This window comes from Rhodococcus sp. AB351, from assembly GCF_049538275.1.
In the GTDB taxonomy this organism is placed as follows: Bacteria; Actinomycetota; Actinomycetes; order Mycobacteriales; family Mycobacteriaceae; genus Rhodococcus.
The window spans coordinates 140104-163714 of the sequence record NZ_JBMVFW010000007.1; the positions used below are offsets into that span (position 1 = coordinate 140104).

The window sequence follows — 23611 nt, forward strand, 5'->3', positions numbered from 1 at the left end:
CCCGCCATGCGTCGGCCCCCTCGTGCTCACTCCGGGTGACGCCCCTCGGTCGCCCGAGACCGATGATATAGACCGGCACGCCTCGGGAAGCCGAATCCGACGCGATATCAGCCCTGTTCGGAGCTCTCCAGTTCGAGTCGTCGAGCGATCAGCGCCGCCTGCAGCTGGCGCAGTCCGGAGGGCCGGGTGGGGTCGAATCCGGTGAGTTGCGCGACCCGCTTGAGCCGGTAGTCGACGGTGTTCGCGTGGACGTGCAGAGTCTTGGCCGTGAGCTGGCGACTGAGGTCGTGGGCGATGTGCGTTTCCAGCGTCTCGACGAGTTCGGGTGATTCGTCGAGTGGGTCGAGTACGCGCGCGAGGTGGCGGCGTGCCGGTCCGGGCCGGGTGAGCTGGTATTCGAGGGCCAGATCCTCCATGCCGTATGCCCCGACCGGACGACCGAGCCGTCGCACGAGATCGAGCAGCTCGTGGGCCTGCTTCGCGGCGGTGGGCACCTCCCGGACGGGAGCGTGGACGAGAGCGATCGTGACGGACACCCCGGCGACGGTCTCGATGCGCTGCCGGAACTGCTCGATCGCCTCGGTCGTGGGCGATTTGGGGAGCAGGACGGTGCCGCCCTCGGGGCCGAGCATCGCGAGATGGCGACCCTCGCAGATCGCTTCGAGTTCGGTCTCGACCCGCCGCAGGGTGCGCCGCGCGACGACCTCCGGCCGCACGTGCGGATTGCGTTCGTCGGGATGCCGGGTGAGCGAGACCGCGAGCACGGTGTAGGTGTCGGCGAGCACGAGCCCGGAGCGCTGCGCGACGGCTGCGGCGTCCTGCCCGCTCAGTAGCGCGGTGACCAGTTCCTGCGCGGCGACGTCGCGTTCGCGGCGGATGGCGTCGAGTTCGGCGACGAAACCGGTGGTCGCCGCGACGGTGACCTTCTCGAGCAGCGCCATCCACAGGCGGGACGCGTCGGCGACGGAGGAGACGTCGCCCTCCCGGGCCCGATCGGTGACCAGTTCCCAACCGAGACGGATGCCTTCGTGGTAGATCCGGAGCATGTACTCGAGCCGGAAGCCGGCGCGGGCCCACTGTGCGGCGCTGCTGCGCAGGTCGGCGAGTTCCGCGTCGGAGGGCAGTTCTCCGGAGTCGAGGAGATGAATTGCGATGCGCAGGCAGCGCACGGTGACCTCGGTGACGTCGCCGCGCAGCGATTCCCCGGGTCGGAGCGAACACGGAGCCACGTTGTCGGCGAAGTGCGCCACGAGTTTGCGGGCCACGGCCGGCAGATCGCGCAGCGGAACGGACGCGGGCTTCCCGTCCACCAGGAAGAGCGGGGCGTTGTCACCGTCCCCCCGACGGTCGTGCCCGGGCACCCGGACCTGATCCGTTACAGACATCCCTCGAACCCCCATCGAAGTGAGTAGATCTACATACGGTGCAGTAGAGAATCCGCCTCGCAGTGTGACACATGCAACCCCTGTGACCGATTTTCCGCGAAGTTCCGGTAACAGGAACGTGCCCGCGGGCGCTCTCCGACCAACCCTGTCAGCCCAGTTTCTTCTTCTGCACCTTGCCCATCGCGTTGCGCGGAAGGTCGCTCACCACACGCACCTCCCGGGGCCGCTTGTGCACGGAGAGCTGTTGTGCGACAAGGGCGATCAGTTCCGATTCGTCGACCTCCGAGTCGTCGGCGGCGGGCACCACGAACGCGACGATCCGCTGACCGAGGTCGTCGTCGGGCAGGCCCACCACGGCCACCTCCCGCACAGCGGGATGGCCGAGCAGAACGGTCTCGATCTCACCCGCACCGACCCGGAACCCGCCGGTCTTGATCAGATCGGTCGACTCGCGCCCCACGATGCGGTGGAATCCACCCTCGTCGACGGCCGCCACGTCGCCGGTGACGAACCATCCGTCCTCGGTCCACGCGGCCGCGGTGGCCTCCGGCCTGTTCAGGTAGCCGTCGAAGAGCATCGGTCCCCGCACCTGCAGGACACCGATACTCTCCCCGTCGTGGGGCACGTCGCGGCCCTGCTCGTCGCGCAGTCGCGTCTCGACCCCGGCCACGGGCGTGCCGACCCAGCCGGGACGGCGCTCGCCGTCGACCCGCGTGCTGAGGGTCAGCATCGTCTCGCTCATGCCGTAGCGCTCGATCGGGACCAGCCCCGTGAGCTCACGCAGCCGTTCGAAGACCGGCACCGGCAGCGGCGCGCTGCCGGAGACGAGCAGTCGTGCACCGCTGAGCACGCGGGCGGAGTCCTCGTCCTCGACGATGCGTGTCCACACCGTCGGCACCCCGAAGTAGAGCGATCCCTGCGCTTCGGCGTAGGCCTGTGGGGTGGGCTTGCCGGTATGGATCAGCCGGCTGCCGACCCGCAGGGCTCCGACCACACCGAGCACGAGTCCGTGCACGTGGAACAGCGGCAGTCCGTGGACGAGCGTGTCGCGTTCGGTCCAGGCCCACGCCTCGGCGAGGGCGTCGATGCCCGCGGCGATCGCCCGGCGGCTCAGCAGCACACCCTTGGGCAGGCCGGTGGTCCCGGAGGTGTAGAGCACGAACGCGATTCGCGCCGGGTTCGGCTCGGGCAGGTGGTGCCAGTCGCGGGCGTGCAACCGGACCGGCAGGTTCGGCAACTGTGGAACGTCGGGATGCTGCACCTCCGGCGCCGGACCGAGCCAGGCCTGCGCACCCGAGTCCCTCAGGATGTGGGCGAGTTCGGCGGGCCCCGAATCCGGCGGCACCGGCACCACGGTCGTCCCGGCGAGCAGGGCACCGGTCACGGCGACGACGGTGGTCGCGCTCGGGGTGGCGAGCACGGCCACCCGATCGGCACGGGCCACCCGCGCCGCGACCGCGGTCGCCGCGCCGAGCAGATCGCTGCGGGAGAAGGTGTGGCCGTCGATGCGAACGGCGTCCGGGAGATCGTCGCCGCGCGCGACGGCCAGCGGGTTCAGCGAACGAAGCAGTGCAGACACAGCAGCCACGATTCCATATCGCTGATTCCATATCGCTGCCGCTCTCCTGCAGAGGCGGTCAGGTACGGATGTCGCCGCGTGCCGCGGACACCGATGCCCGCGTGAGGTGCACCGGGGGAAGCACGGTGGCCAGAACCGCGCCCAGCAGCATTCCGATGAGGACGGCCACGCCGTGCGCGTCGCCCGCGATCACGAGGACCACACCGAGCAGGAAGGTCGCCGCGGAGGCGACGAGCAACGGGCGGGTCGCTCCGACGACCGGCCACAGTCCCGCCAGGGTCGCGGCGGACGCGAGGGTCGCGCCGGTCGTTCCCGCGCCGTCGGACGGGAAGACGAAGGTGGTGAACAACCCCCACAGCACCTGGCCGACCACGAACAGGCCGAGGGCGCGGTACCACCCCCACACCCGCACGATCGCGACGGCGACCACCGCGAGCAACAGCAGGTTCACGACGGTGAGGAGCACGCCGCCGTCCTCGATCAGACCGGCGGTGAGGACGCGCCACCACTCCCCCGAGTCACGGGTGCGCACCGGCTGCCGCCGGAAGACGTCGAGCAGTCCGGGAAAGACGAGCCGAGCGAGCGAGGCCACGGCGACCACCGACCACAGGATCGTCGCCGCGACCGGCGGGGGCCACCAGAACGATCGCGTCGTCGCGCGGGCGGCACTTCCCGAGTGGGAGCGTGATGCGCTCGCCGCAGCGATCGCCACCACAGCGACATAGAGCACCCACAGCAGCGGATCCTCACCGGACGAACTCACGGGGCCAATCTACCGGCGAGCCGCTCGCCCGGCGGTGCGTCGGCGACGTCCGACACAGGAGAGCCACCGACGAGACGATCGACGGGGCGGTTGTGTGCGCGTTTCTCGAGAATTCCGCACACAACCTCCCCCACGATCCGCATTCACGTGGGGCGGGTGAACTTCGTGCGGAGCCGGAGGCTGCGCTCTATCCGCGCAGCCGGGCAGCGGCGGCGTCGATGGCCTCGTCGGTCGCGGTCAGCGCGATCCGGACGTGCAGGACACCACCGGGACCGTAGAACTCGCCGGGTGCGACGAGGATGCCGCGTTCGGCGAACCAGTCGACGGTCGCGCGGCATTCCTCACCGCGCGTCGCCCACAGGTACAGGCCCGCCTCCGAATGGTCGACGGTGAAGCCGGCGCCGCGCACGGCCTCGAGGAGCACCTCGCGACGCTTGCGGTACTTCTCGCGCTGGGCGTTCTCGTGCTCGTCGTCGTTCAGTGCCGCGGTCATCGCGGCCTGGATCGGCAGCGGCAGCATCATGCCGGAGTGCTTGCGGACCTCGAGCAGGTCGGCGACGAGGTCGGCGTCGCCGGTGACGAAACCGGCCCGGTAGCTCGCGAGATTCGAGGTCTTCGACAGCGAGTGCACCGCGAGGAGGTTGGTGTGGTCGCCCCCGCACACGCTCGGGTGCAGAATCGACAGGGCCTCACCCTCCCAGGTGAGTCCGAGATAGCACTCGTCGGAGACGACGATCGCGTTGCGGCCGCGCGCCCAGTCGACGACCTTGCGCAGGTGGTCGGGTCCGAGCACCTTGCCGGTGGGGTTCGACGGCGAGTTCACGAAGACCAGCGACGCGACCTCGGGACCGAGGCGGGTCAGCCCGTCGGCGCGGATGATGCGGGCACCGGCGAGCAGGCCACCCACCTCGTAGGTCGGGTACGCCAGTTCGGGGATCACGACGAGATCGTCGGCGCCGAGGCCGAGCAGCGACGGCAGCCAGGCGATCATCTCCTTGGTGCCGATCGCCGGCAGGATCGCCGAGTCGTCGAGACCGGTGATGCCGTAGCGCCGTTCGAGTGCACCCACGGCCGCCCGCCGCAGTTCGGCGGTGCCGTGCGTGATCGGATAACCCGGCTCCTCCGCGACGGAGACGAGCGCCTCCCGGATCACGGGGGCGACCGGGTCGACCGGTGTGCCCACCGACAGGTTGACGATGCCGTCGGGATGCGCCGCTGCCTTCGCCTTCGCGTCGGTCAGGGAATCCCAGGGGAAGTCCGGAAGGCTCTTCGCCACCGAACGGCGGACACGCGTACTCACGAAAGTTCCACCGGTCCGTTCGTCACTCTTCGCCCATGGGAGGGAGGTTCTTGACGAACGGCGGGTCGTAGTCGACCTTGCCGAGCTTCGCGGCGCCGCCGGGCGAGCCGAGATCGTTGAAGAAGTCGACGTTGGCCTTGACGTACTCGGACCACTCGTCCGGGACGTCGTCCTCGTAGAAGATCGCTTCGACGGGGCACACGGGCTCGCACGCACCGCAGTCGACGCACTCGTCGGGGTGGATGTACAGCATGCGACCGCCCTCGTAGATGCAGTCGACGGGGCACTCCTCGATGCATGCCTTGTCCAACACGTCCACGCACGGTTCCGCAATCGTGTACGTCACTGCTGTTCTCCCTGCCTCTCTGTAAGCCCGCCGACCTGCGCGGTCTCGCCCGAGCGGGCGCCCTCGACGCCCACGGTCCTCCAGTATCCCCCGTCCCCGTGCGACCCTCCGGAGTAAGGGTCCCCTACTTCGGAGTGCCGGCCGCCGCGGCGGGTCAGCCCGAGGTGACCGGGAGCTCGATCGGCGTGTACGCGGTGGTCCGCTGGCGCGCCGGCCGCCCGATGCCCTCGGCGATCGCGACGAGTTCGGCGACGGTCTTCTCCGAGCCGTGCTGCGAGCCCGCCATGCGCGAGATCGTCTCCTCCATGAGCGTGCCGCCGAGGTCGTTGGCGCCGCCCTCGAGCATGGCCTGCGTCCCGGCGACACCCAGCTTCACCCAGCTGGTCTGGATGTTGTCGATCCGGCCGTGCAACATGACCCGGGCGAGGGCGTGCGCGGCACGGTTGTCGCGCATGGTCGGGCCGGGGCGCGACGCGCCGGCCAGATACAGCGGCGACGACTGGTGCACGAAGGGCAACAGCACGAACTCGGTGAATCCGCCCGTGCGGTCCTGGATCCCGCGGATCACTTCGAGGTGGCCGACCCAGTGGTACGGCTGGTCGACGTGCCCGTACATCATCGTCGAGCTCGAGCGCAGTCCCACCTCGTGCGCGGTGGTCACGACCTCGATCCACTCGGCGGTCGGGAGCTTGCCCTTGGTGAGCACCCACCGCACCTCGTCGTCGAGGATCTCCGCAGCGGTGCCCGGGATGGTGTCGAGCCCCGCCTCGCGCAGCTCGGTGAGCCAGTCCCGGATGGACGTGCCGCTGCGCGCGACACCGTTGACGATCTCCATCGGCGAGAACGCGTGGACGTGCATCGACGGCACCCGCGCCTTGACGGCGCGGACGAGATCGGCGTAGCCGGTCACCGGCAGCTCCGGGTCGATGCCGCCCTGCATGCACACCTCGGTGGCGCCGGCGACGTGCGCCTCCCACGCGCGGTCGGCGACCTCGCTCGCCGAGAGGGTGAACGCGTCGGCGTCGCCCTTGCGCTGCGCGAACGCACAGAACCGGCAGCCGGTGTAGCAGATGTTGGTGAAGTTGATGTTCCGGTTGACGACGTAGGTGACGTCGTCGCCGACGGTGTCGCGGCGCAACTGGTCGGCGAGCGCCACGAGCGCTTCGAGACCGGCGCCGTCGGCGTTGGCGAGGGCGATGTACTCCGCTTCGGTGCAACCGCCCGGATCCCGTTCCGCGGAGCGCAGCGCCGAGAGCACGTCGCTGTCGAGCCGCACCGGCGCGGAGGCACCCAGTTCGAGCACCTGTTCGCGGACGGTCTCCCAGTCGCCGAAGGCGCTCCCCAGATCGGAGCGGTGCTCGGTGTTGCGTCCGGTCACGTCGATCTCGGAGTTCAGGTCGACCCGGCCCGACGACTCCCAGTCGATGTCGGGCTCCTGCCAGGGCAGTCCGGACGGGATCACCTCGCGTGCGAGGCCCGTGTCCGGATCGGCGAGGGCGTGCACGTGAGCAGTGATGCGCGGATCGATCCACGGCTGCTCGGCGAGCACGTATTTCGGCTGCGCCGCGATCCGTTCGGTGAGCTCGAAGCCGGCCTCGGAGCTCAGGCGCGCCAGGGTGTCGAGGTTCGGCCAGGGTCGTTCGGGATTGACGTGATCGGGCGTCAACGGCGAGACGCCACCCCAGTCGTCGACACCCGCCCCGAGCAGCGCGCGGCACTCGTCGAGCGAGACGAGATTCGGCGGGGCCTGGATGCGCATTCCCGGTCCGAGGACGAGCCGTGCGACGGCGATCGCGGCGAGGAACTCGTCGAGATCGGCGTCGTCGTGCTCGCGCATCGCGGTGTCGTCCTTGGCGCGGAAGTTCTGGACGATCACTTCCTGGATGTGACCGAATGCCTTGTGCGACTTGCGGATCGCGTGGATCGATTCGGCGCGCTCGGTGAAGTCCTCACCGATGCCGACGAGGATGCCGGTGGTGAACGGCACCGCGAGTCGGCCCGCGTCGGTGAGCACCCGCAGCCGCACCGCAGGATCCTTGTCGGGGCTGCCGTAGTGGCACTGCCCCTTCTCGGTGAACAACCGTTCGGAGGTGGTCTCGAGCATCATGCCCATCGACGGGGCGACCGGCTTCAGCCGCGAGATCTCGGCCCAGCTCATCACCCCGGGGTTGAGGTGCGGCAACAGACCGGTCTCCTCGAGGACGCGGATCGCCATCGCGCGCACGTAGTCGAGGGTGGAGTCGTAACCGCGTTCGTCGAGCCACTGCTTCGCTTCGGGCCACCGGTCCTCGGGTCGGTCGCCGAGTGTGAACAGGGCTTCCTTGCACCCCAGTTCGGCTCCCTGACGGGCGATCTCGAGGATCTCGTCGGGTTCGAGGTACATGCCGTGACCCTCGGCGCGGAGCTTGCCGGGGACGGTGACGAAGGTGCAGTAGTGGCATCGGTCCCGGCACAGCCGGGTGATGGGGACGAAGACCTTGCGCGAATAGGTGACCGTGCCGGGGCGTCCCTCCGCGAGGAGGCCGGCATCGCGCACCCGCGCCGCCGACGCACAGAGATCCTCGAGATCGGCGCCCCGGGCCTGCAGCAGGACCGCCGCTTCGTCGACGTTCAGCGCGACCCCGTCGCGCGCCCGGCGCAACGCCCGACGCATTCCCGAGGGAGTAGCCGTGGATCGGGACGCGGCGCCGGGACGCACGCTGGGGGTCGGGAGCATCGCGGACTGCGGGGTGTCGTCTGCGGAATCGGTCATGGGCCCGATCATGCGCCTACGAGCACCCCCATGCCACTTCGGGGTCTATCCGCGCGGGTAGTCGTCGTCCGCCGGGACTTCGCGGGACTGCTCGTAGGTGTCTGCCGGGTCGGCTTCGAGGGGCACGTCCGAAGGCAGGTCGTCGACAGGATCGTCGTAGACGGGAATGGCCTGCTCGAGCCGGTCGGCCTCGGAATCGTTGTCGGACTGGATCTCGATGCCGAGCGCATTCGACTCCGTCATTGCGATCTCCTCCTGATAGGGCCCGATCGTGAGATCGGATCGGGCGAGCCCGGCCGGTTCTACGGATCCCAGCCTAGCGTGGAACCGGACACGGGGCCCGATGGAGCAGGAGGTGCGGGTGGAGGACGACGAGAGTTCGCCGGCGGGGTCGGCCGACAACACGGCAGCGACGAGCGTGGTGATGAGGGAACCGTCGTGGCGGCCGAGCCCGAAGGCGCGTGTGCTGTGGGCCGTGAGTGCAGCGCTGATGTGGTTGCCGCTGGTCGTCGCGCAGGTCGTGTGGGTGCTCGTCGCACCGGTGGGCGCCGGATGGCACATCGCCGCCGCGGTCGCGACCGTCGTCCTCGGTGCGCTGCACGTCGCGGTGGTGCCGGTCTGGCGTTACCGCGTCCATCGCTGGGAGATGGACGCGACCGCGGTCTACACGCGTTCGGGCTGGTGGACGCAGGAACACCGCATCGCGCCGATCTCCCGGATCCAGACCGTCGACACCGAGCGAGGCCCGCTCGACCGGTGGCTCGATCTGACCACCGTCACCGTCACCACTGCTTCCGCTGCGGGTGCGGTGGAGATCGTCGGCCTCGACAGCCGGGTCGCCGACGAGACCGTCGCCCGTCTGACCACGCTCGCGGCGAGCTCGGAGGCGGACGCGACATGAACGAGGCCGTCGCGCCCGTGGCCGGGACGGACGAGGAGGTGCCGTGGTCGCGCCTCGATCGCCGGATGCTGCTGATCCACCCGATCGAGGAGATCCTGCGCCTGCTGCCCGTCCTCGCCGGCTCGTTCGTCATCGGGACCACCAGCGGCAATCCCGTGTGGGGCCTCGCAGCGACGGGCGTGCTCGTGCTGGTCGGTCTGCTGCGCTGGTTCACCACCACCTACCGCGTGGGACCGCAGCACGTCGAACTCCGCCGCGGCCTGCTGCAACGACGCGAGTTGTCGATCCCCCGTAGCCGTATCCGGTCGGTGGACGTCGAGCAACGCCTCCTGCACCGCGTGCTGGGCCTCGCGCTCGTGAAGATCGGCACGGGCCAGAGCGGGGGCGCCGATCGCAACCGGTTCGAACTCAACGGCATCCCGATCGCGGCCGTCCCCGAGCTCCGTGCCGTTCTCCTGAGGGGCGGGCAGCAGGACGAGGCGCCGGCCGAGGCGACCCCGACCCCTGCCGTCACCGAGCGTCAGCTGGCGCGCTTCGACCCGGCCTGGGTGCGCTACGCCCCCTTCTCCACGACGGGCCTGCTCGCCGTCGCGGCCATCGCCGGTGCCGCCTTCCAGTTCGGGCTCGGCCGGTGGATCGCAGAATCGCAGGTCGTCCGCCGCGCGGTGGAGACCGCAGAGGACCTCGGCCTGGTGGTCGCGCTCGTGATCCTCGTGCTGGTCGTCGTGCTCGTCGCCAGCCCGGCCGCATGCGTGCGGTACCTGCTGCTCTACGGCGATCTGCAGGTGACCGACGACAACCGGGTCCTGCGCATCGCGCACGGCCTGCTCACGACCCGTCACACCACCCTCGACCGGGCGCGGCTGCGTGGAGTTGCGCTGCGCGAGCCCCTGGCGCTGCGGCTCGTCGGTGCCGCGCGGCTCGATGCCGTCATGACGGGCAGGACCGCGCAGCAGGGCGGTTCGTCGCTGGTCCTGCCGTCCGCACCCGACGAGGAGGTCCGGCGGGTCGCGGCCGAGGTGCTCACCGGGCGGCTGCCGCTCGAGGTTCCGCTGCGCAGCCACGGTCCCCGTGCCCGTCGTCGCCGCTACACGCGGACGTTGTCGCCGGTGGCCGTCGTGGTCGTCGCCGGACTCGTCGCCCTGACCGTCACCGACCGGCGCGTGCCGTTCGCCGTGATCGCCACGGTGGTCGTGGTGCTGGTCGCGGGGGCGTGCGCGCTGGCGCAGGACCGCTACCGGGGTCTCGGCCACGCCGTCGTCGACGGGCATCTCGTCGCCCGCAGCGGCTCGATCGACCGGCAGCGCATCTGCCTCGACGCGGACGGTGTGATCGGCTGGACGGTGCGGCAGACCTTCTTCCAGCGCCGTGCGGGTCTCGCGACCGTCGTCGCGGCGACCCCGGCGGGTGCGGGACGTTACGAGGTGATCGACATCCCGGTGGACGAGGCGTGGGCGCTTGTCCAGGAGGTCACACCGGGTATGGGAGAAGCATGGATCGACCGATGAAACCCACGTCCGGTAAAGGCCCCCTGCACGGCACTCCCCCGACGACGCTGACCGAACTCGACGACGCGCTCGTCGACTGCTACGCGTGTCCGCGGCTGGTCGCATGGCGTGAGCAGGTCGCCCGGGAGAAACGAGCGGCCTTCCGCGACGAGGAGTACTGGGGCCGGCCCGTCCCGGGCTTCGGTCCGGCCGATGCGTCCCTGCTGATCGTCGGGCTGGCGCCCGCCGCGCACGGCGGGAACCGCACCGGACGGATGTTCACGGGAGACCGGTCGGGTGACGTGCTGTATGCGGCCCTGTACGACGCGGGACTCGCATCGCAACCGACCGCGACACACATCGACGACGGGCTCGAACTGTTCGGCACCCGCATCACCTCGCCGGTGCACTGCGCGCCACCGGCCAATCGCCCCACGGTCGTCGAACGCGACACCTGCCGGCACTGGCTCGAACAGGAACTCGACCTGCTCGCTCCCACACTGCGGTCGGTCGTCGTCCTCGGCGGGTTCGGGTGGCAGGCGCTGCTGCCCGTCCTGTCGGCCGCGGGGTGGACGATCCCGGTTCCCCGCCCGAAGTTCGGACACGGTGCGCACGCGCTGCTGGCCCCCACCGAGGCACGGGAGCACCCGCTGCACCTGTTCGGTTGCTATCACGTCAGCCAGCAGAACACCTTCACCGGCCGGTTGACGAAGGAGATGGTGACCGACGTGCTCAGGGACGCGGCGCGGGCTGCGTCCCTCCCACTGCCTGAGTGATCTCCTTGATACGGGCCGAGAACAGGTATCCGCCGGCGGGGGCGAGCGCAGCCACGGGCAGCAGCAGGGTCCGCCAGTCGCCGAGCGCGAGCTGATCGCCGCCCGGCCCGCCCACGAGGCAGACGAGGAAGACGACGGCCCAGGCCAGCAGCGGCAGGGCCGCGCTGCGCAGGGAGCCGGTCTCGGCGCGGACCGCCATCACGAGGAGCAGGTTCGCGGCGCCGGCCAACAGGATGGTGATCGGGAAGGGCACCCCGGCGATGTACAGGCCGAGGTAGAAGACCGACAACAGGGCGCACAGCGCACCGTCGAGCACGAGCAGCGCGACGAGTCCCCGGCGGGGCTGGACGTCCACCGGTGACGCTAGGGGTGCAGCGGTTGCTGGATCGACCGTCATGCTTCGATGGTGCGCTACCGGACGCGCGCGAGCGCAACCGGGGTCCGCGGAACCATCCGCGGACCAGGCACCGGATGTCAGGGAACCGGCGGGTATCCGAGCATGGTGAGCAGCGCGCTCTGCTGGTCGGCGAAGGAGTACAGGGCGTGCCAGTAGTCGGCCCGGATCTCGTCGGCGTACGGCCTCAACGAATCCACGAACGCGACGATCTGGTTCTGGACGGACCAGTTGTACATCGACAACCCCCTGCACGGTGTGTCTGCGTAGTGCACGAGCCCGGGTGGCGCGAGCCACTCGAAGCCTCGTTGATGACGCGGATCACACTAGCCGATGCCGGAGAAGAGGTCGTCCTCTCGTCCCGTGGAGTCGGTCAGGCCGAGCTGCCCGCGCACGAGCACGAAGTGCTCCTGGTCGAAGACGGGCTGGGCGACGAGGTTGGAGAGCACGAACTGCTCGCCGTCCTCCGCGACCAGCACCTGGGTCGCGTGCGCGGCCATCGCGGTCCGCTTCGCGTCGAGGACCGAACGGACGTCGACGACGGTGGTGACCTCGTCGTCGGGCACGCTCGGCAGTTCGCCGGGCTCCGGTCGGCGCCAGCCCTCGGGCAGCGCGCCCATGGCGGCGATGCCGCGTTCGAGCGCGGACCGTTCGGCGACGGTCCAGTAGACCTTCGCGGGGGTCCACGCCGCCCCGGCGGACGGATAGTCCTCGGTGCCGGCCGCTTCGACGGCCGCGGTCACCCTCTCGTGCACCGCGATGTGGTCGGGGTGCCCGTAGCCACCGAACGGGTCGTAGGTGACGACCACGTGCGGACGCGTCTCACGGATCACGGCGACGAGCGCCTCGACCGCTTCCTCGCGGTCGGCGTTGACCCAGGCGCGGGGGTTGGCGGCGGACGGGGTGCCCGCCATTCCCGAGTCGCGCCAGTGCCCGGCACCGCCGAGGAAGCGCGGCCGGTCGACGCCGAGCGCTCCGAGCGCCCGGGTGAGTTCGAGGATGCGGTACCCGCCGAGCTGATCGGCGCGGTCGGCGGTGAGCTGTGCCCACTCGTCGCCGATCACTTCGCCCTCCTCGCCGAGCGTGCAGGTCACGACGGTGACCTCGGCGCCTTCGGCGACGTACCGGGCGATGGTGCCGCCGGTGGTGAGGGTTTCGTCGTCGGGATGGGCGTGGACGAGCAGAAGTCGTCGATCCGCAACGTCGGGGAGAGCCCCCGGAGTATCGGTCACGGTGTGGTCCTTCCCCACAGATGGGCGTCGCCGAGAATACCGGTGGCGACGGCGGCTGTCAGCGAGACGTTCTCGACACCGGGGCCGGCGGCGACGACGGCGCGGTCCTGCAGGATCGGCAGGTTCACCGCGAGATCCCACAGCCTGGTCTGTGCGTCGGCGACGACCTTCGCCGGGTCGGTGGTGCCGTTCAGCCCAGCGAGCAGATCGGGCTCGAGACCGGGATCGCACGCGCCCGAGAGGTTGCTCGGAGCTTCGAGTTGCGCTGCGAGCGCATCCTCACGTTCCTCGACGTCGTCCTCGTCGAGCGTGGTGGTCGCGGGGTCCGACGGCTGTGCCGCCTCCGTCGTCCCGGGGGCGTCGGGCTGCGCCGGGAGGCCGGACTCGGGCGCGGTCGGCAGGTCCTCCCCCGCCGCCGTGGGTGCTGCGGCCACCGGGACGCATCCGAATCGGGACAGCGCGGCGGTGGCGGGGTCTCCACCGGCACGCATCCAGCCGACGACCGCGTGCACGGTGCCCTCGACGAGGGCTTCGCCGTACAGCTCGTCGGGGGGCAGTTCGTCGACCGACGCGTCGATCCCGGCGCCGCGCCACAGGTCGACGGCGGTACGTGCGACGGCGCGGGCGGTCTCGTCGCCCTCCGGCACGCCCACGACCAGCGTCAACGGCACGCCGTTCCGGGCCAGGGTGCCCTCGGGCAGGGCCGGTCCGCTCGGGGTTCCCGGTTCGGGAGTCGCGCTCGTCGGCACCGCAGTCCCGGATGTACCGGTCTCGGATGCCTCGGTCTCCGGTGCATCGTTCCCGGGTGTTCCGGGGTCGGGTGCGTCCGGGTCTGCCGGCACCGGGGGCACGGCAGGCGGAACGGGCAGATATCCGGCCTCGGCGAGACGGTCGAGGGCCTGCTCCCGGGGCAGACGCGGCGGCATCGTGTCGGTGTAGCCCGGATCGGACGGCGCGAGCACCTGGGCCCGCGCCCGCACGACCTCGGTGCTGTCGGCCGTGGCGACGAGTCCGAGCAGCTCGGGATCCAGCAGGTCGAGCACGCCTCGCCGGACGACCGCGTCGGCCAGTTCGGCGGTGCGGGTGTTGAGGGTCAGATCGAGGGTGCGCGGCTGGAGCTGGACGCCGGTCCGCACGCCCGGCACGGCGGCGAGCTGCGCTTCGAGAGCGACACCGCCCGCGCTCTGGACCACCTGGGCGTCGTCGCTGCGCACCGATTCGGTCACCTGGGCGTCGGTGCCGGCGCGGCGCATGAGCAGTTCGTCGGGTCCGGCCGGGGTGCCCCAGAACCGGTCGTTGCGTTCGAGCAGTACCTCGGCGCGTCCGCGGTCGACGTTGTCGACGTGGAATCGCGCGCCCGACACGGGGATCGTCTCGGACAGGCCGGTGGAGAAGCCGCCCGGAGTGTCCTTGACCAGGTGCGCGGGCAGCAGGTTGGTGAACAGTTCGCGCCAGGCCGGATACGGCTCGCGCAGGGTGACGGTGACGGTCTTGCCTCCGCCCGACGACCGGATGTCGTCGATCAGGCGGTAGCCGGCGGGATCGACCACGCCGGGCTGGGTGACCATCTGCCGCCACAGATACCGGAAGTCCTCGGCGGCGATCGGCGCTCCGTCCGACCACTGGGCCTCGTCGCGCAGGCGGTAGTTGATGGTGAACGGCGCCTCGTCGGTGACCTCTGCGGACAGCAGCAGCGAGTCGTCCGGAACCCACAGTGTGGCAGCGGGATTCTCCGGGTCGGGCACGGCCCGGAAAGCACTCGGGAGCACGAGTTCGGCAACGGCGTTCGCGACGGGCGACTGGTCTGCGAGCAGGTGGGGGTTGAATCCCGAGCCGACCTCGTCGATCGCGACCACCACCGTGCTGCGCTTCGGAGCTGGAGCGGGAGTCGTGGTCGGCTCCGTCTGCTCGATGGGAGGCGGCGGGTCGGCGGTGCAGCCGGTGAGGACCAGCGCAGCCACGGCCAGGCCGGCCGTCGCCCCGATCAGTCGGCGACGAGCGCGCGTACGCGACACTCGGGCTCCTTCCGTGAGGCAGGTGGTACATGGGTGGCCCCGGCCAGCATGCGCTCGCCGGGGCCACCCCACACCTGGACTACTTGTTACGGGCCTTCTCCCGCGACCGCGCACGCGCGCGGTCGGTCTGCGAGAGGTGCAGCTTCCGCACGCGCACGTCCTCCGGGGTGACCTCGACGCACTCGTCCGCAGCACAGAACTCGAGCGCGGCCTCGAGGGTCAGCTCGATCGGCTTGGCGAGGGTCTCCATCACGTCGGCGGTCGAAGAGCGCATATTGGTGAGCTTCTTCTCGCGGGTGACGTTGATGTCGAGGTCCTCGGCGCGCGGGTTGATGCCCACGACGTGGCCCTCGTAGGTGTCGCTGCCCGGTTCGACGAAGAACGTGCCGCGGTCGGCGAGCTGGATCATCGCGAACGGGGTGACCGAGCCGGCACGGTCGGAGACGAGCGAACCGGTGTGGCGGGCGCGGATCTCGCCGGCCCACGGCGCGTAACCGTGGAAGATGGCGTTCGAGATGCCGGTGCCACGGGTCTCCGTGAGGAAGTCGGTGCGGAAACCGATCAGACCGCGCGACGGGATGATGAACTCCATACGGACCCAACCGGTGCCCTGGTTGGTCATCTGGACCATCTTGCCCTTGCGGTTCGCGAGCAGCTGGGTGATGGCACCGAGGTGCTCCTCGGGGCTGTCGATGGTCAGCTCCTCGTAGGGCTCGTGCAGCTTGCCGTCGATGGTGCGGGTGACCACCTGCGGCTTGCCGACGGTCAGCTCGAAGCCTTCACGGCGCATCTGCTCGACGAGGATGGCGAGGGCGAGTTCGCCTCGGCCCTGAACCTCCCACGCGTCGGGTCGTCCGATGTCGAGGACGCGCAGCGACACGTTGCCGACGAGCTCGGAGTCGAGCCGCGTCTTGACCATGCGGGCGGTGAGCTTGTGGCCCTTGACCCGGCCGACGAGCGGCGAGGTGTTGGTGCCGATGACCATCGAGATGGCCGGCTCGTCGACGGTGATGCGCGGCAGCGCCACCGGGTTCTCCGGATCGGCGAGGGTGTCGCCGATCATGATCTCCGGGATACCGGCCACGGCGACGATGTCGCCGGCGACCGCGACCTCGCCGGGCTGCCGCTCGACACCGACGGTCTTGAGCAGCTCGGTGATCTTGACGTTCTTGACGCCGTCGGCGTGCATCCACGCGACGGTCTGGCCCTTGCGCAGCTCACCCTGGTGGATGCGCAGCAGCGCGAGACGACCGAGGAACTCGGAGGCGTCGAGGTTGGTGACGTGGGCCTGCAGCGGCGCCGACGGATCGCCCTTGGGTGCGGGGATGCACTCCATGAGGACCTCGAAGAGCTCGTCGAGGTTCTCGGCGTCGGGGACCTGGCCGTTCTCGGGCTGCTTCTTCGAGGCCTTGCCCTCACGACCGGAGGCGTAGAGGACGGGCAGCTCGAGGGCGAGCTCGGCGGCTTCGGCGGCCTCGTCGTCGAGGTCGGACGCGAGGTCGAGCAGCAGGGTCTGGCTCTCCTCGACGACCTCGGCGATGCGGGCGTCCGGTCGGTCGGTCTTGTTGACCACGAGGATCACCGGCAGCGACGCGGCGAGCGCCTTGCGGAGCACGAAGCGGGTCTGCGGCAGCGGGCCCTCGGAGGAGTCGACCAGCAGGACGACGCCGTCGACCATGGACAGGCCGCGCTCGACCTCACCGCCGAAGTCGGCGTGGCCGGGGGTGTCGATGACGTTGATGACAGTGACGGTGCCGTCCGGGTGGTGACGGTGCACCGCGGTGTTCTTCGCGAGAATGGTGATGCCCTTCTCGCGCTCGAGGTCGCCCGAGTCCATGACCCGGTCGACGAGTTCCGCACGTTCGGCGAACGCGCCCGACTGGCGCAACATGGCGTCGACGAGAGTGGTCTTTCCATGGTCGACGTGCGCCACGATGGCGACGTTCCGAAAATCAGCGGTGCTCACGCGATAGCTCTCCTGGCTGTAGTCCGGCCACACGGCACTGGACCCGGTCGGCACCTCGCCCGTACGGCGTTCGTCTCGATGGCCGCGACGCGAGATTGCGAGCTACCTGCCCCGTCCGATTCTCGGCGTGCAGGCATTGCGGCCGTCAATACACTTTACAGGCCGCTTGTCGGTCGCCGCTTCTACCTCATCCGATACCTGCAGGTCGGCGACGATCGGGGTGACGCTCGACACTCCCACAGGAGACGTAACCGCCGAATCCGGCACCACATACACCCCTTGGTTCACAAGTAAGGGGATGCTAACCTTCGCCCGCCGGTGGATTCGCCGCGCAGGACCGTGGAAGGCAGGCGGGACGTATGGGGAAGGTGAAGGCGAGCAAGGTCGCAGGCCTGAAGCCGAAGAAGAAGTGCTGCCGCAAGAAGACGCGGTGCCTCAAATGCCCCGTCGTCGTCATGCGCATGAAGAAGGTCGAGAACGACGGCCTGAGCAAGAAGGAACTGCGCAAATATCTCGACAAGGCCCGCGCCGCCTGACCACAAGGCATGCGCCGTATGACCTCAGCGCCGCAGATGTTCGCGTAGATCGGGGATCCACGCGCGATCGGCCGGGACGAGATCGACCTGCCCGAGTTCGTCCGCGTCGACCCACCGCAACGCCGCATGATCCAGCGGCTCGGGATCACCCGAGACGAGTTCGACCCTGTAGGCACACAACTCGCGACCACCCGCCAACGGCACCGCGACACCCAGTCGCTCCGCACCGCGCACCTCGACACCGAGCTCTTCCCTCAGCTCCCGCACGAGCGCCGCTTCCACACTCTCCCCCGGTTCCGCCTTGCCGCCGGGCAACTCCCACAGGCCCGCGAGGTCGACGGGCCGCGTGCGCTGGGCGAGCAGCACGCGGCCGTCCCGGATGACGGCGCCGGCCACGACGTGCCCGTCGGGCGCCGGTGTACTCGCAGACGATGCGCTTGCAGACATGACCTGCATCGTCCCAGAATGAGTCATGTCCCAGCTGCTGACGGACGGAGAGATCGACGCCGCGCTGGCCGAGTTGCCGCACTGGCACCGCGCGGGACAGTCGCTGGTCCGCACCATCGAAGCGTCCACCTTCCCCGATGCGATCGCGCTCGTCGACCGGGTGGCCGTCGTCGCCGAGGAGGCGAATCACCATCCGGACATCGACATCAGGTGGCGGAAGGTGACCTTCGCGTTGAGCACGCATTCCGCCGGTGGCATCACGGAGTCGGATCCGGCTCTTGCGCGTCGGATCGACGAGGAGGCACGGCGCTCGGGTCTGTAGTCACCGGCTCGCCGTGCGTCCCGCGCCGCCGGGCGGCGAGGATCACGACGACGTAGACGGCGAGGACACCGACCACGTTGACGGCGCCGAGCCAGGCGAGCGGGGCGGGACGTTCGACGTCCCAGATCGAGTTCTGCGCCGTACTCAGCACCCACGGGACACCGATCAGCGTGACCACGGCCCAGCACGCGGCGACGATGCGGGCACCGAGCGATCGCGCCAGGGGCCCGTAGACCAGCCACAGCAGCAACGGGACCACCCACACCCAGTGGTGAACCCATGAGATGGGCGAGACGAGCAGACCGAACAGCTGCACGATCAGCAGCGTGCCGAGACGATCCTGTGTTCCGTCGGGCTGTGTTCCGTCGGGCTGTGTTCCGTCGGGCTGTGTTCCGTCGGGCAGCGGTCCCAGCGACCGCCACGCCGCGAACGCCAGGACCGCGCAGACGACGACGCCGACCAGCCACACGGGACCGAGCCCGACGTCCTCACCCGCGAGACGACCCAGAGCTCCGCGCAGCGACTGGTTCCACACCGAGACGACCGGGCCGATCCGATCCGCGTCGCCGAAGAGGGACCCGAAATAGGTGGCGGCCTGGGAGCCGAGCACGAGCAGGCTCACCAGGACGGTCCCCACGAAGACGACCGCGGAGAACACCGCCTCCCGCCAGCGTCGCTGCGCGAGGAAGTACAGCCCGGTGATGGCGGGCGTGAGCTTGATCCCGGCGAGTACGCCGACGAGTCCACCCGACAGCCACCATCGGGAACTGCGGGCCGCGAGCATCACGCCGAGGACGAGGAAGACGTTGATCTGGCCGTAGTCGAGGGTCGTGCGTACCGGCTCGGTCCATATGCCCGCAGCCGTCCACAGCATCGCGACACCGATCCACGACCGGCTCCGCGCCCGCGCACCCACGACGAGTTCGAGGGAGATCCACACGACGGCGAACAGCGCCGCGACCGTCAGCAGCTGCCAGGCCACGCCCAGGATCCCGAACGGGATCAGGTGCAGGGGAAGGAAGACGAGCGCGGCGAAGGGTGGATAGGTGAACGGCAGGGGGAAGTCGGGGGTGTCCTCCGAATAGGTGAATCCGTAGAGGTCGCCCTGCAGCAGAGCGGCCGATCCGTCGACGTAGACGTGCAGGTCGACGAGGTTCATGCCGTTGGGAGTGATGAATCCCCAGGCCACGCGGACGACGACGGACAGCGCCAGTAACGCCGCGCACCACCACATCCGGTGCGAAGGAAACCCTCGTGGCACTGCGGTGCGGCCTCTCCCGTCGAACGTCCGTCCGGTGAACCGGACCCGGCGAAGGAGATTACCGTTCCGATAGGCATGCAAACGAACCGGAGTTCACTCCCGTAACGATTTCATCTACAGTCACAATCTTCTCAGGTCGGACGCGTTATGTTCGACAGGATCCGAGGGACGGAACACCCCGTGGTTAGAATCCCGAACCAGCGATGGGCGCGCCGTTCCGAAACGGCAGGCTTGTCCCGTGTGCGGGGGGTCCATAGAGTGTCCCCTCGAGCCGTCAGCATCCGGTCGTTCGTCCCGAACAACCGGATGCTTCAACGACAAGGATGGGGAACAGTGCTTCGTACTCGAGGAATGCGACGGGCGCTCACGCTGTGCGCACTCGCCGCCACCGCGGGATTGGCCGTGCCTACGCAGGCCGTCGCGCAACCGGCGCTACCCGCGCTGCCGGATTTGGCAGGGCTCGTCGAACTGCCCCGGTTCGAAATTCCCGCCGATCTGTCCGTCGAGTCGTTGACCGACCTTCTGGCCGGAGTCCGGGCGAACCCCGAAGAGGTCGAGGCCCTGGCTTCCCTCGCACCCGCGATCATCGGTGCGGCTGCAGGCCCCGCCGATGTCGCCGACGCGGCCGACGGCAAGAACGACCTGCTGGCGCAGGCCAAGGAACTGCTCGCGAACTCCGAGCTCCCCGAGTCCGTGAAGAGCACGCTCCAGCGCGTCATCACCTTCCTCGACGGCAGCGGCGGCGGCGGACCCGAGATCCCCGAGCCCGGCGCCGTGGTGATCTCACAGTTCCTCTACCCGACGATCGGCAAGGGCTGCATCGGCGACAGCCAGGACTCCGTGGGCACCGCCCTCGCGGTCGCGGGTCCGTCGCACCTTCCCCCTCCCGGACCGGGCGCAGGCCAGACCGGCTTCGTCTTCACCGCGCTGGGCACCGCACCCGCCGCCGGCGAACAGCAGCAGCCGCTCACCCTGAGCTGGGTCAACGTCTCCAACGGACGCACGGGAACGCAGCCGCTCACCAACGACGCGAAGATCAACCCCGACGGCCCGACCACGCTGAGCACGATCGCCGACACCGGTTCGGGTCAGGTCCTCGCCGTGATCTCCGGTGGAATCACCACGCAGGACGAGGGCGCCGATCCGCGTTCGTGCACCTTCCTGCCCACCGTGGGTCTCGTCGCCGTTCCCTGATTCACGTACTCACCGAAGGCCGCCGGGAGTTTCTCCCGGCGGCCTTCGCGTCTCTTCCCCCGTCGCTGTCGGGCGTGATAGACCGGAGCATGGCCTCCACCGCGTCGCGCATCCCCTCGAAGCAGCGTCGTCTGCGGCACCCGGCCGGTGCCGCGTCCGTGAATTCCCGCCGTTCGCTCGTCTCCCACCGCTCGATCCTGTCGATCGCCTCGGAGCGGTCGATCCTGTCGATCGGCTCCTCGTATTCGATCCTGTCGATCGGTAGCTGCGGGTCGGTCCTGTCCATCGCCTCCGTCGGATCGTTCGGTTCGGCGTTGTCCTCGCTGTCGTTCGCGAGTCTCGGCTCGGCACTGTCCGGCCTGTCGCGCTGGTCGCTGCTGGCGTGGCGCGGCGACCATGCCGCACCCGACGAGCATCCGCCGCTCTCGATCACCGTCGACGAATCCGAGCCCGACAAGCACTGTCAGTCCTGACACCTCGAGGCCGCTCGAACGGCCACGCAGGTCCGGAGTGCGGGAGGGTACTAGGGATCGACGGCCCTGCCGTGTTAGACACGATGTCAGCGTCGTTCGTATTGCGCACAAATTGTCGTCGTAGGCCGCGTCACCCCCGGCCCCCGGACCGAGGAGCCGCATGGCCGTAGAGACACCGCTCTCCACCAGGGAGGTCCCTGCCCCGCGCGGCATCGTGCCGGTCCTCGCGACCGTCGGTATCAGCGTCGCGCTCATGCAGACCCTGATCGTCCCGATCCTCCCCCGGCTGCCGGTGCTCGTCGGTGCGTCACCCGAGAACACGTCCTGGGCCGTGACGGCGACTCTGCTCGCCGGCGCGGTGGTCACCCCGATCAGCGGTCGTCTCGGCGACATGTTCGGCAAACGCCGAATGCTGCTGACCTCGCTCTCGCTGATGGTGCTCGGTTCGGCGGTCTGCGCGCTCGCGACGAGCCTTGTCCCGCTCGTGGTCGGTCGGGCCCTCCAGGGCGCCGCGATGGGCGCGATCCCGCTCGGTATCGCGATCCTGCGCGACGAGTTGCCCTCCCGCCGACTCCCGGGCGCCATGGCCACCATCAGCGCCACGATGGGTGTGGGCGGCGCGATCGGCCTGCCCGCCGCGGCCTTCGTCGCCCAGGCGACCGACTGGCACATGCTCTTCGTCGCGTCCCTGGTCCTCGGGCTCGTGGGGATCACCGCGATCCTGTTCGTCGTGCCCGAGTCGTCGCAACGCAATCCGGGACGCTTCGACATTGCCGGGGCACTGCTGCTCTCCGTCGCCCTCGTGTTGTTGCTCCTGCCGGTCACCAAGGGCAACGACTGGGGCTGGACCGCCCCGGCGACCCTCGGGATGCTCGCCGGGGCGCTCGTGGTGTTCGTCGGCTGGGGCCTGTACGAGCTGCGGGTACCGCGACCGCTCGTGGATCTTCGACTGTCCGCCCGCCGGCCGATCCTCATGACGAATCTCGCGTCGGTCGCACTCGGCTTCTCGATGTACTCGAACATCCTGGCGTTCCCGCAGCTGCTGATGGCACCGACGGAAACCGGTTACGGCTTCGGGCAGACGATGGTCACCGCCGGAATCGCACTCGCCCCCGCCGGGCTCGTCATGATGGCGTTGTCCCCCGTCTCGGCGCGCATCACGACGCGGTTCGGCGCCCGCGTGACCCTCGGCTGCGGCGCGGTACTGGTGGGCCTCGGTTACCTGATGGCGTACGTGCTGTACCAGGAGGTCTGGCACATCGTCGGCGCCTCGATGCTCATCGGCGCCGGTGTGGGCCTCGCCTACGCCGCGATGCCCGCGCTCATCATGGGTGCCGTGCCGCTGCGCGAGTCCGCCGCGGCCAACAGCCTCAACACCCTGATGCGGTCGATCGGTACGACGAGCGCCGCAGCGGTGGTCGGCGTGATGCTGGCGGCGATGACCCAGCGCATCGGCGACTCCGTGGTGCCCGCCCTCGAAGGGTTCCGCGCCAGCTTCCTGGTGGCGGTCGGCGCGGCAGTGGTGGCGCTCGTCTTCACGGTCCTCATCCCGCCGCCGGGCCGCTCCGTGCGACCCGTCGACGAGACCGACCCCGACCGCTAACTACCCAGCAGTCCGGGCTCGGAGCTCGGTGCGCTGCCTGCGAGCGACCACTGGCCGTAGTCGGGCGTGAGCACGTGGTTGATGTCGACGCCGATGCCGTCGATCCGGACCTCGCCCGGAATCTGGTGCAGGTTCGCCCGCGGATGCACGTAGCCCTTCGGCGTGCCCCAGTCGTGCTGCCAGTAGAAGGACCCGAGGGAGACCGCCGACGCCCAGTCGATGGTCGGCGAGTTGGCGTACACACCGAGATTTCCGGCGCCGACCACTTCCTGCCAGCCCAGCAGGTACGGCACGACCTGGAGCGTGAACTGCTCGAAGGTCGGGTTGTCGTCGATCGAGGCGTAGATCGGCCGGTTCTCCGGGCCACCGGCCGCGTAGTGGAGGTCGAGACCGCGCCGGGCGTGCTTCAGACCCGCCTCGTAACCACCGTGCCAGTCGGCGGTCGCGGCCTTGCCGTACTGGTAACAGGAGACCACTTCGAGCCCGCTGTCGAGCAGCGCGTCCGCTTCCCGTCCGGTGAGCGGCTTGGCGCGCATCCACGCGGCGTCGGGTCGCGCATCGGACACGTACCGGATGGCGCCGATATGGCCGGCGGCGCGGATCGACGAGGGCGACGGCACGGCGGCCGAGTAGTCGACGATGGTGCCGAGCACCGGGCGCCCCTGGGCCAGGCCCGGCGCGCCGAGCGCAGAGATCAACGCGACGCCCGATCCGAGCGTCGCGTACCGCAACATGTCCCGCCGCGAAAGGGTCATCGCAACCTGTCCTTCGTATTGCCGTCTGTACGTCCGCCGTATTGCATCACAATCACAGGCGTCCCACCGGCCACACGGGGAATTCGACAGGTCGCGGCAGTCGATATCGCGACGGCGCTACGAG

23 protein-coding genes are annotated in these 23611 nt (G+C 69.8%); 8 read left to right on the top strand and 15 right to left on the bottom strand.

What is annotated here, in order from left to right; translation table 11 throughout:
* Window positions 1-107 precede the first annotated feature (107 nt).
* The 7 genes from ACPCXD_RS16230 to ACPCXD_RS16260 all read right to left on the bottom strand — a co-directional run bounded on the left by ACPCXD_RS16230 (window position 108) and on the right by ACPCXD_RS16260 (window position 8368).
* Window positions 108-1361, bottom strand: a complete 1254-nt coding sequence (locus ACPCXD_RS16230; RefSeq protein ID WP_423660411.1) for a PucR family transcriptional regulator — start codon at window positions 1359-1361, stop codon at window positions 108-110.
* A gap of 172 nt (window positions 1362-1533) precedes the next feature.
* Window positions 1534-2964 carry an acyl-CoA synthetase gene (locus ACPCXD_RS16235; protein WP_423660304.1) on the bottom strand — a complete coding sequence of 477 codons (1431 nt, stop codon included), beginning with the start codon at window positions 2962-2964 and terminating at the stop codon, window positions 1534-1536.
* A gap of 58 nt (window positions 2965-3022) precedes the next feature.
* Window positions 3023-3727 carry a rhomboid family intramembrane serine protease gene (locus ACPCXD_RS16240; RefSeq protein WP_423660305.1) on the bottom strand — a complete coding sequence of 235 codons (705 nt, stop codon included), beginning with the start codon at window positions 3725-3727 and terminating at the stop codon, window positions 3023-3025.
* 187 nt (window positions 3728-3914) lie between these two features.
* Entirely contained in the window at window positions 3915-5027 is a 1113-nt protein-coding gene (gene dapC / locus ACPCXD_RS16245; RefSeq protein ID WP_423660307.1) for a succinyldiaminopimelate transaminase, read from the bottom strand.
* A gap of 22 nt (window positions 5028-5049) precedes the next feature.
* A complete protein-coding gene (fdxA, locus tag ACPCXD_RS16250; protein ID WP_006550573.1) occupies window positions 5050-5373 on the bottom strand; it encodes a ferredoxin in 324 nt (107 codons plus the stop codon).
* Window positions 5374-5527: 154 nt separating this feature from the next.
* Window positions 5528-8125 carry a bifunctional FO biosynthesis protein CofGH gene (locus ACPCXD_RS16255; RefSeq protein WP_229567519.1) on the bottom strand — a complete coding sequence of 866 codons (2598 nt, stop codon included), beginning with the start codon at window positions 8123-8125 and terminating at the stop codon, window positions 5528-5530.
* Window positions 8126-8170: 45 nt separating this feature from the next.
* Window positions 8171-8368, bottom strand: coding sequence for an Rv3202a family protein (locus ACPCXD_RS16260; RefSeq protein WP_088896683.1), 198 nt, complete (start codon window positions 8366-8368; stop codon window positions 8171-8173).
* Window positions 8369-8468: 100 nt separating this feature from the next.
* On the opposite strand from ACPCXD_RS16260, the gene ACPCXD_RS16265 reads away from it, so the two are divergent.
* From ACPCXD_RS16265 to ACPCXD_RS16275, 3 genes are read left to right on the top strand one after another with little or no spacing between them, the layout of a single operon-like run.
* The gene (locus ACPCXD_RS16265; protein ID WP_088896682.1) at window positions 8469-9026 is read left to right on the top strand and encodes a PH domain-containing protein; all 558 of its coding nucleotides are present in this window, start codon (window positions 8469-8471) and stop codon (window positions 9024-9026) included.
* Complete coding sequence (locus ACPCXD_RS16270) at window positions 9023-10534, top strand: PH domain-containing protein (protein WP_088896681.1); 1512 nt, start codon at window positions 9023-9025, stop codon at window positions 10532-10534. The genes ACPCXD_RS16265 and ACPCXD_RS16270 overlap by 4 nt, the downstream gene beginning before the upstream one ends.
* Complete coding sequence (locus tag ACPCXD_RS16275; protein ID WP_160874845.1) at window positions 10531-11289, top strand: uracil-DNA glycosylase; 759 nt, start codon at window positions 10531-10533, stop codon at window positions 11287-11289. Before ACPCXD_RS16270 ends, ACPCXD_RS16275 begins: the two co-directional genes overlap by 4 nt.
* On the opposite strand, the gene ACPCXD_RS16280 is transcribed toward ACPCXD_RS16275, so the two are convergent.
* From ACPCXD_RS16280 to typA, 5 genes are all read right to left on the bottom strand, one after another.
* Window positions 11246-11686, bottom strand: coding sequence for a hypothetical protein (locus ACPCXD_RS16280; RefSeq protein ID WP_088896679.1), 441 nt, complete (start codon window positions 11684-11686; stop codon window positions 11246-11248). The two genes, ACPCXD_RS16275 and ACPCXD_RS16280, sit on opposite strands and share 44 nt — an antisense overlap.
* Before the next feature lie 77 nt (window positions 11687-11763).
* A complete protein-coding gene (locus tag ACPCXD_RS16285) occupies window positions 11764-11922 on the bottom strand; it encodes a hypothetical protein (RefSeq protein ID WP_016693616.1) in 159 nt (52 codons plus the stop codon).
* A gap of 87 nt (window positions 11923-12009) precedes the next feature.
* Window positions 12010-12933, bottom strand: coding sequence for an N-acetyl-1-D-myo-inositol-2-amino-2-deoxy-alpha-D-glucopyranoside deacetylase (mshB, locus tag ACPCXD_RS16290; RefSeq protein WP_016693617.1), 924 nt, complete (start codon window positions 12931-12933; stop codon window positions 12010-12012).
* On the bottom strand, window positions 12912-14930 hold the full coding sequence (locus tag ACPCXD_RS16295) for an ABC transporter family substrate-binding protein (RefSeq protein WP_423660311.1): 2019 nt from the start codon (window positions 14928-14930) through the stop codon (window positions 12912-12914). Before ACPCXD_RS16295 ends, mshB begins: the two co-directional genes overlap by 22 nt.
* Before the next feature lie 79 nt (window positions 14931-15009).
* Window positions 15010-16896, bottom strand: coding sequence for a translational GTPase TypA (typA, locus tag ACPCXD_RS16300; protein WP_006550583.1), 1887 nt, complete (start codon window positions 16894-16896; stop codon window positions 15010-15012).
* Window positions 16897-17255: 359 nt separating this feature from the next.
* Between typA and ACPCXD_RS16305 the strand changes: the two genes are divergently transcribed.
* Entirely contained in the window at window positions 17256-17432 is a 177-nt protein-coding gene (locus ACPCXD_RS16305) for a hypothetical protein (protein WP_006550584.1), read from the top strand.
* Between the two features lie 24 nt (window positions 17433-17456).
* Here ACPCXD_RS16305 and ACPCXD_RS16310 read toward each other — a convergent pair whose 3' ends face one another.
* Window positions 17457-17879, bottom strand: coding sequence for a (deoxy)nucleoside triphosphate pyrophosphohydrolase (locus ACPCXD_RS16310; RefSeq protein ID WP_172414829.1), 423 nt, complete (start codon window positions 17877-17879; stop codon window positions 17457-17459).
* Between the two features lie 25 nt (window positions 17880-17904).
* Here ACPCXD_RS16310 and ACPCXD_RS16315 point away from each other — a divergent pair, with 25 nt between their 5' ends.
* A complete protein-coding gene (locus tag ACPCXD_RS16315; protein WP_016693621.1) occupies window positions 17905-18201 on the top strand; it encodes a 4a-hydroxytetrahydrobiopterin dehydratase in 297 nt (98 codons plus the stop codon).
* Here the strand turns inward: ACPCXD_RS16315 and ACPCXD_RS16320 are convergent.
* Complete coding sequence (locus tag ACPCXD_RS16320) at window positions 18137-19435, bottom strand: mannosyltransferase (protein ID WP_423660314.1); 1299 nt, start codon at window positions 19433-19435, stop codon at window positions 18137-18139. The genes ACPCXD_RS16315 and ACPCXD_RS16320 overlap by 65 nt on opposite strands.
* A gap of 378 nt (window positions 19436-19813) precedes the next feature.
* Between ACPCXD_RS16320 and ACPCXD_RS16325 the strand changes: the two genes are divergently transcribed.
* From ACPCXD_RS16325 to ACPCXD_RS16335, 3 genes are all read left to right on the top strand, one after another.
* Window positions 19814-20656 (top strand): Rv1157c family protein, encoded by an 843-nt coding sequence (locus ACPCXD_RS16325; protein WP_160874965.1) that lies wholly within the window; start codon window positions 19814-19816, stop codon window positions 20654-20656.
* Window positions 20657-20745: 89 nt separating this feature from the next.
* Window positions 20746-21129 carry a hypothetical protein gene (locus ACPCXD_RS16330; RefSeq protein ID WP_423660316.1) on the top strand — a complete coding sequence of 128 codons (384 nt, stop codon included), beginning with the start codon at window positions 20746-20748 and terminating at the stop codon, window positions 21127-21129.
* Between the two features lie 160 nt (window positions 21130-21289).
* Complete coding sequence (locus ACPCXD_RS16335) at window positions 21290-22732, top strand: MFS transporter (RefSeq protein WP_423660318.1); 1443 nt, start codon at window positions 21290-21292, stop codon at window positions 22730-22732.
* Here ACPCXD_RS16335 and ACPCXD_RS16340 read toward each other — a convergent pair.
* The gene (locus tag ACPCXD_RS16340) at window positions 22729-23487 is read right to left on the bottom strand and encodes a DUF1906 domain-containing protein (RefSeq protein WP_423660320.1); all 759 of its coding nucleotides are present in this window, start codon (window positions 23485-23487) and stop codon (window positions 22729-22731) included. The genes ACPCXD_RS16335 and ACPCXD_RS16340 overlap by 4 nt on opposite strands.
* Between the last annotated feature and the right edge of the window lie 124 nt (window positions 23488-23611).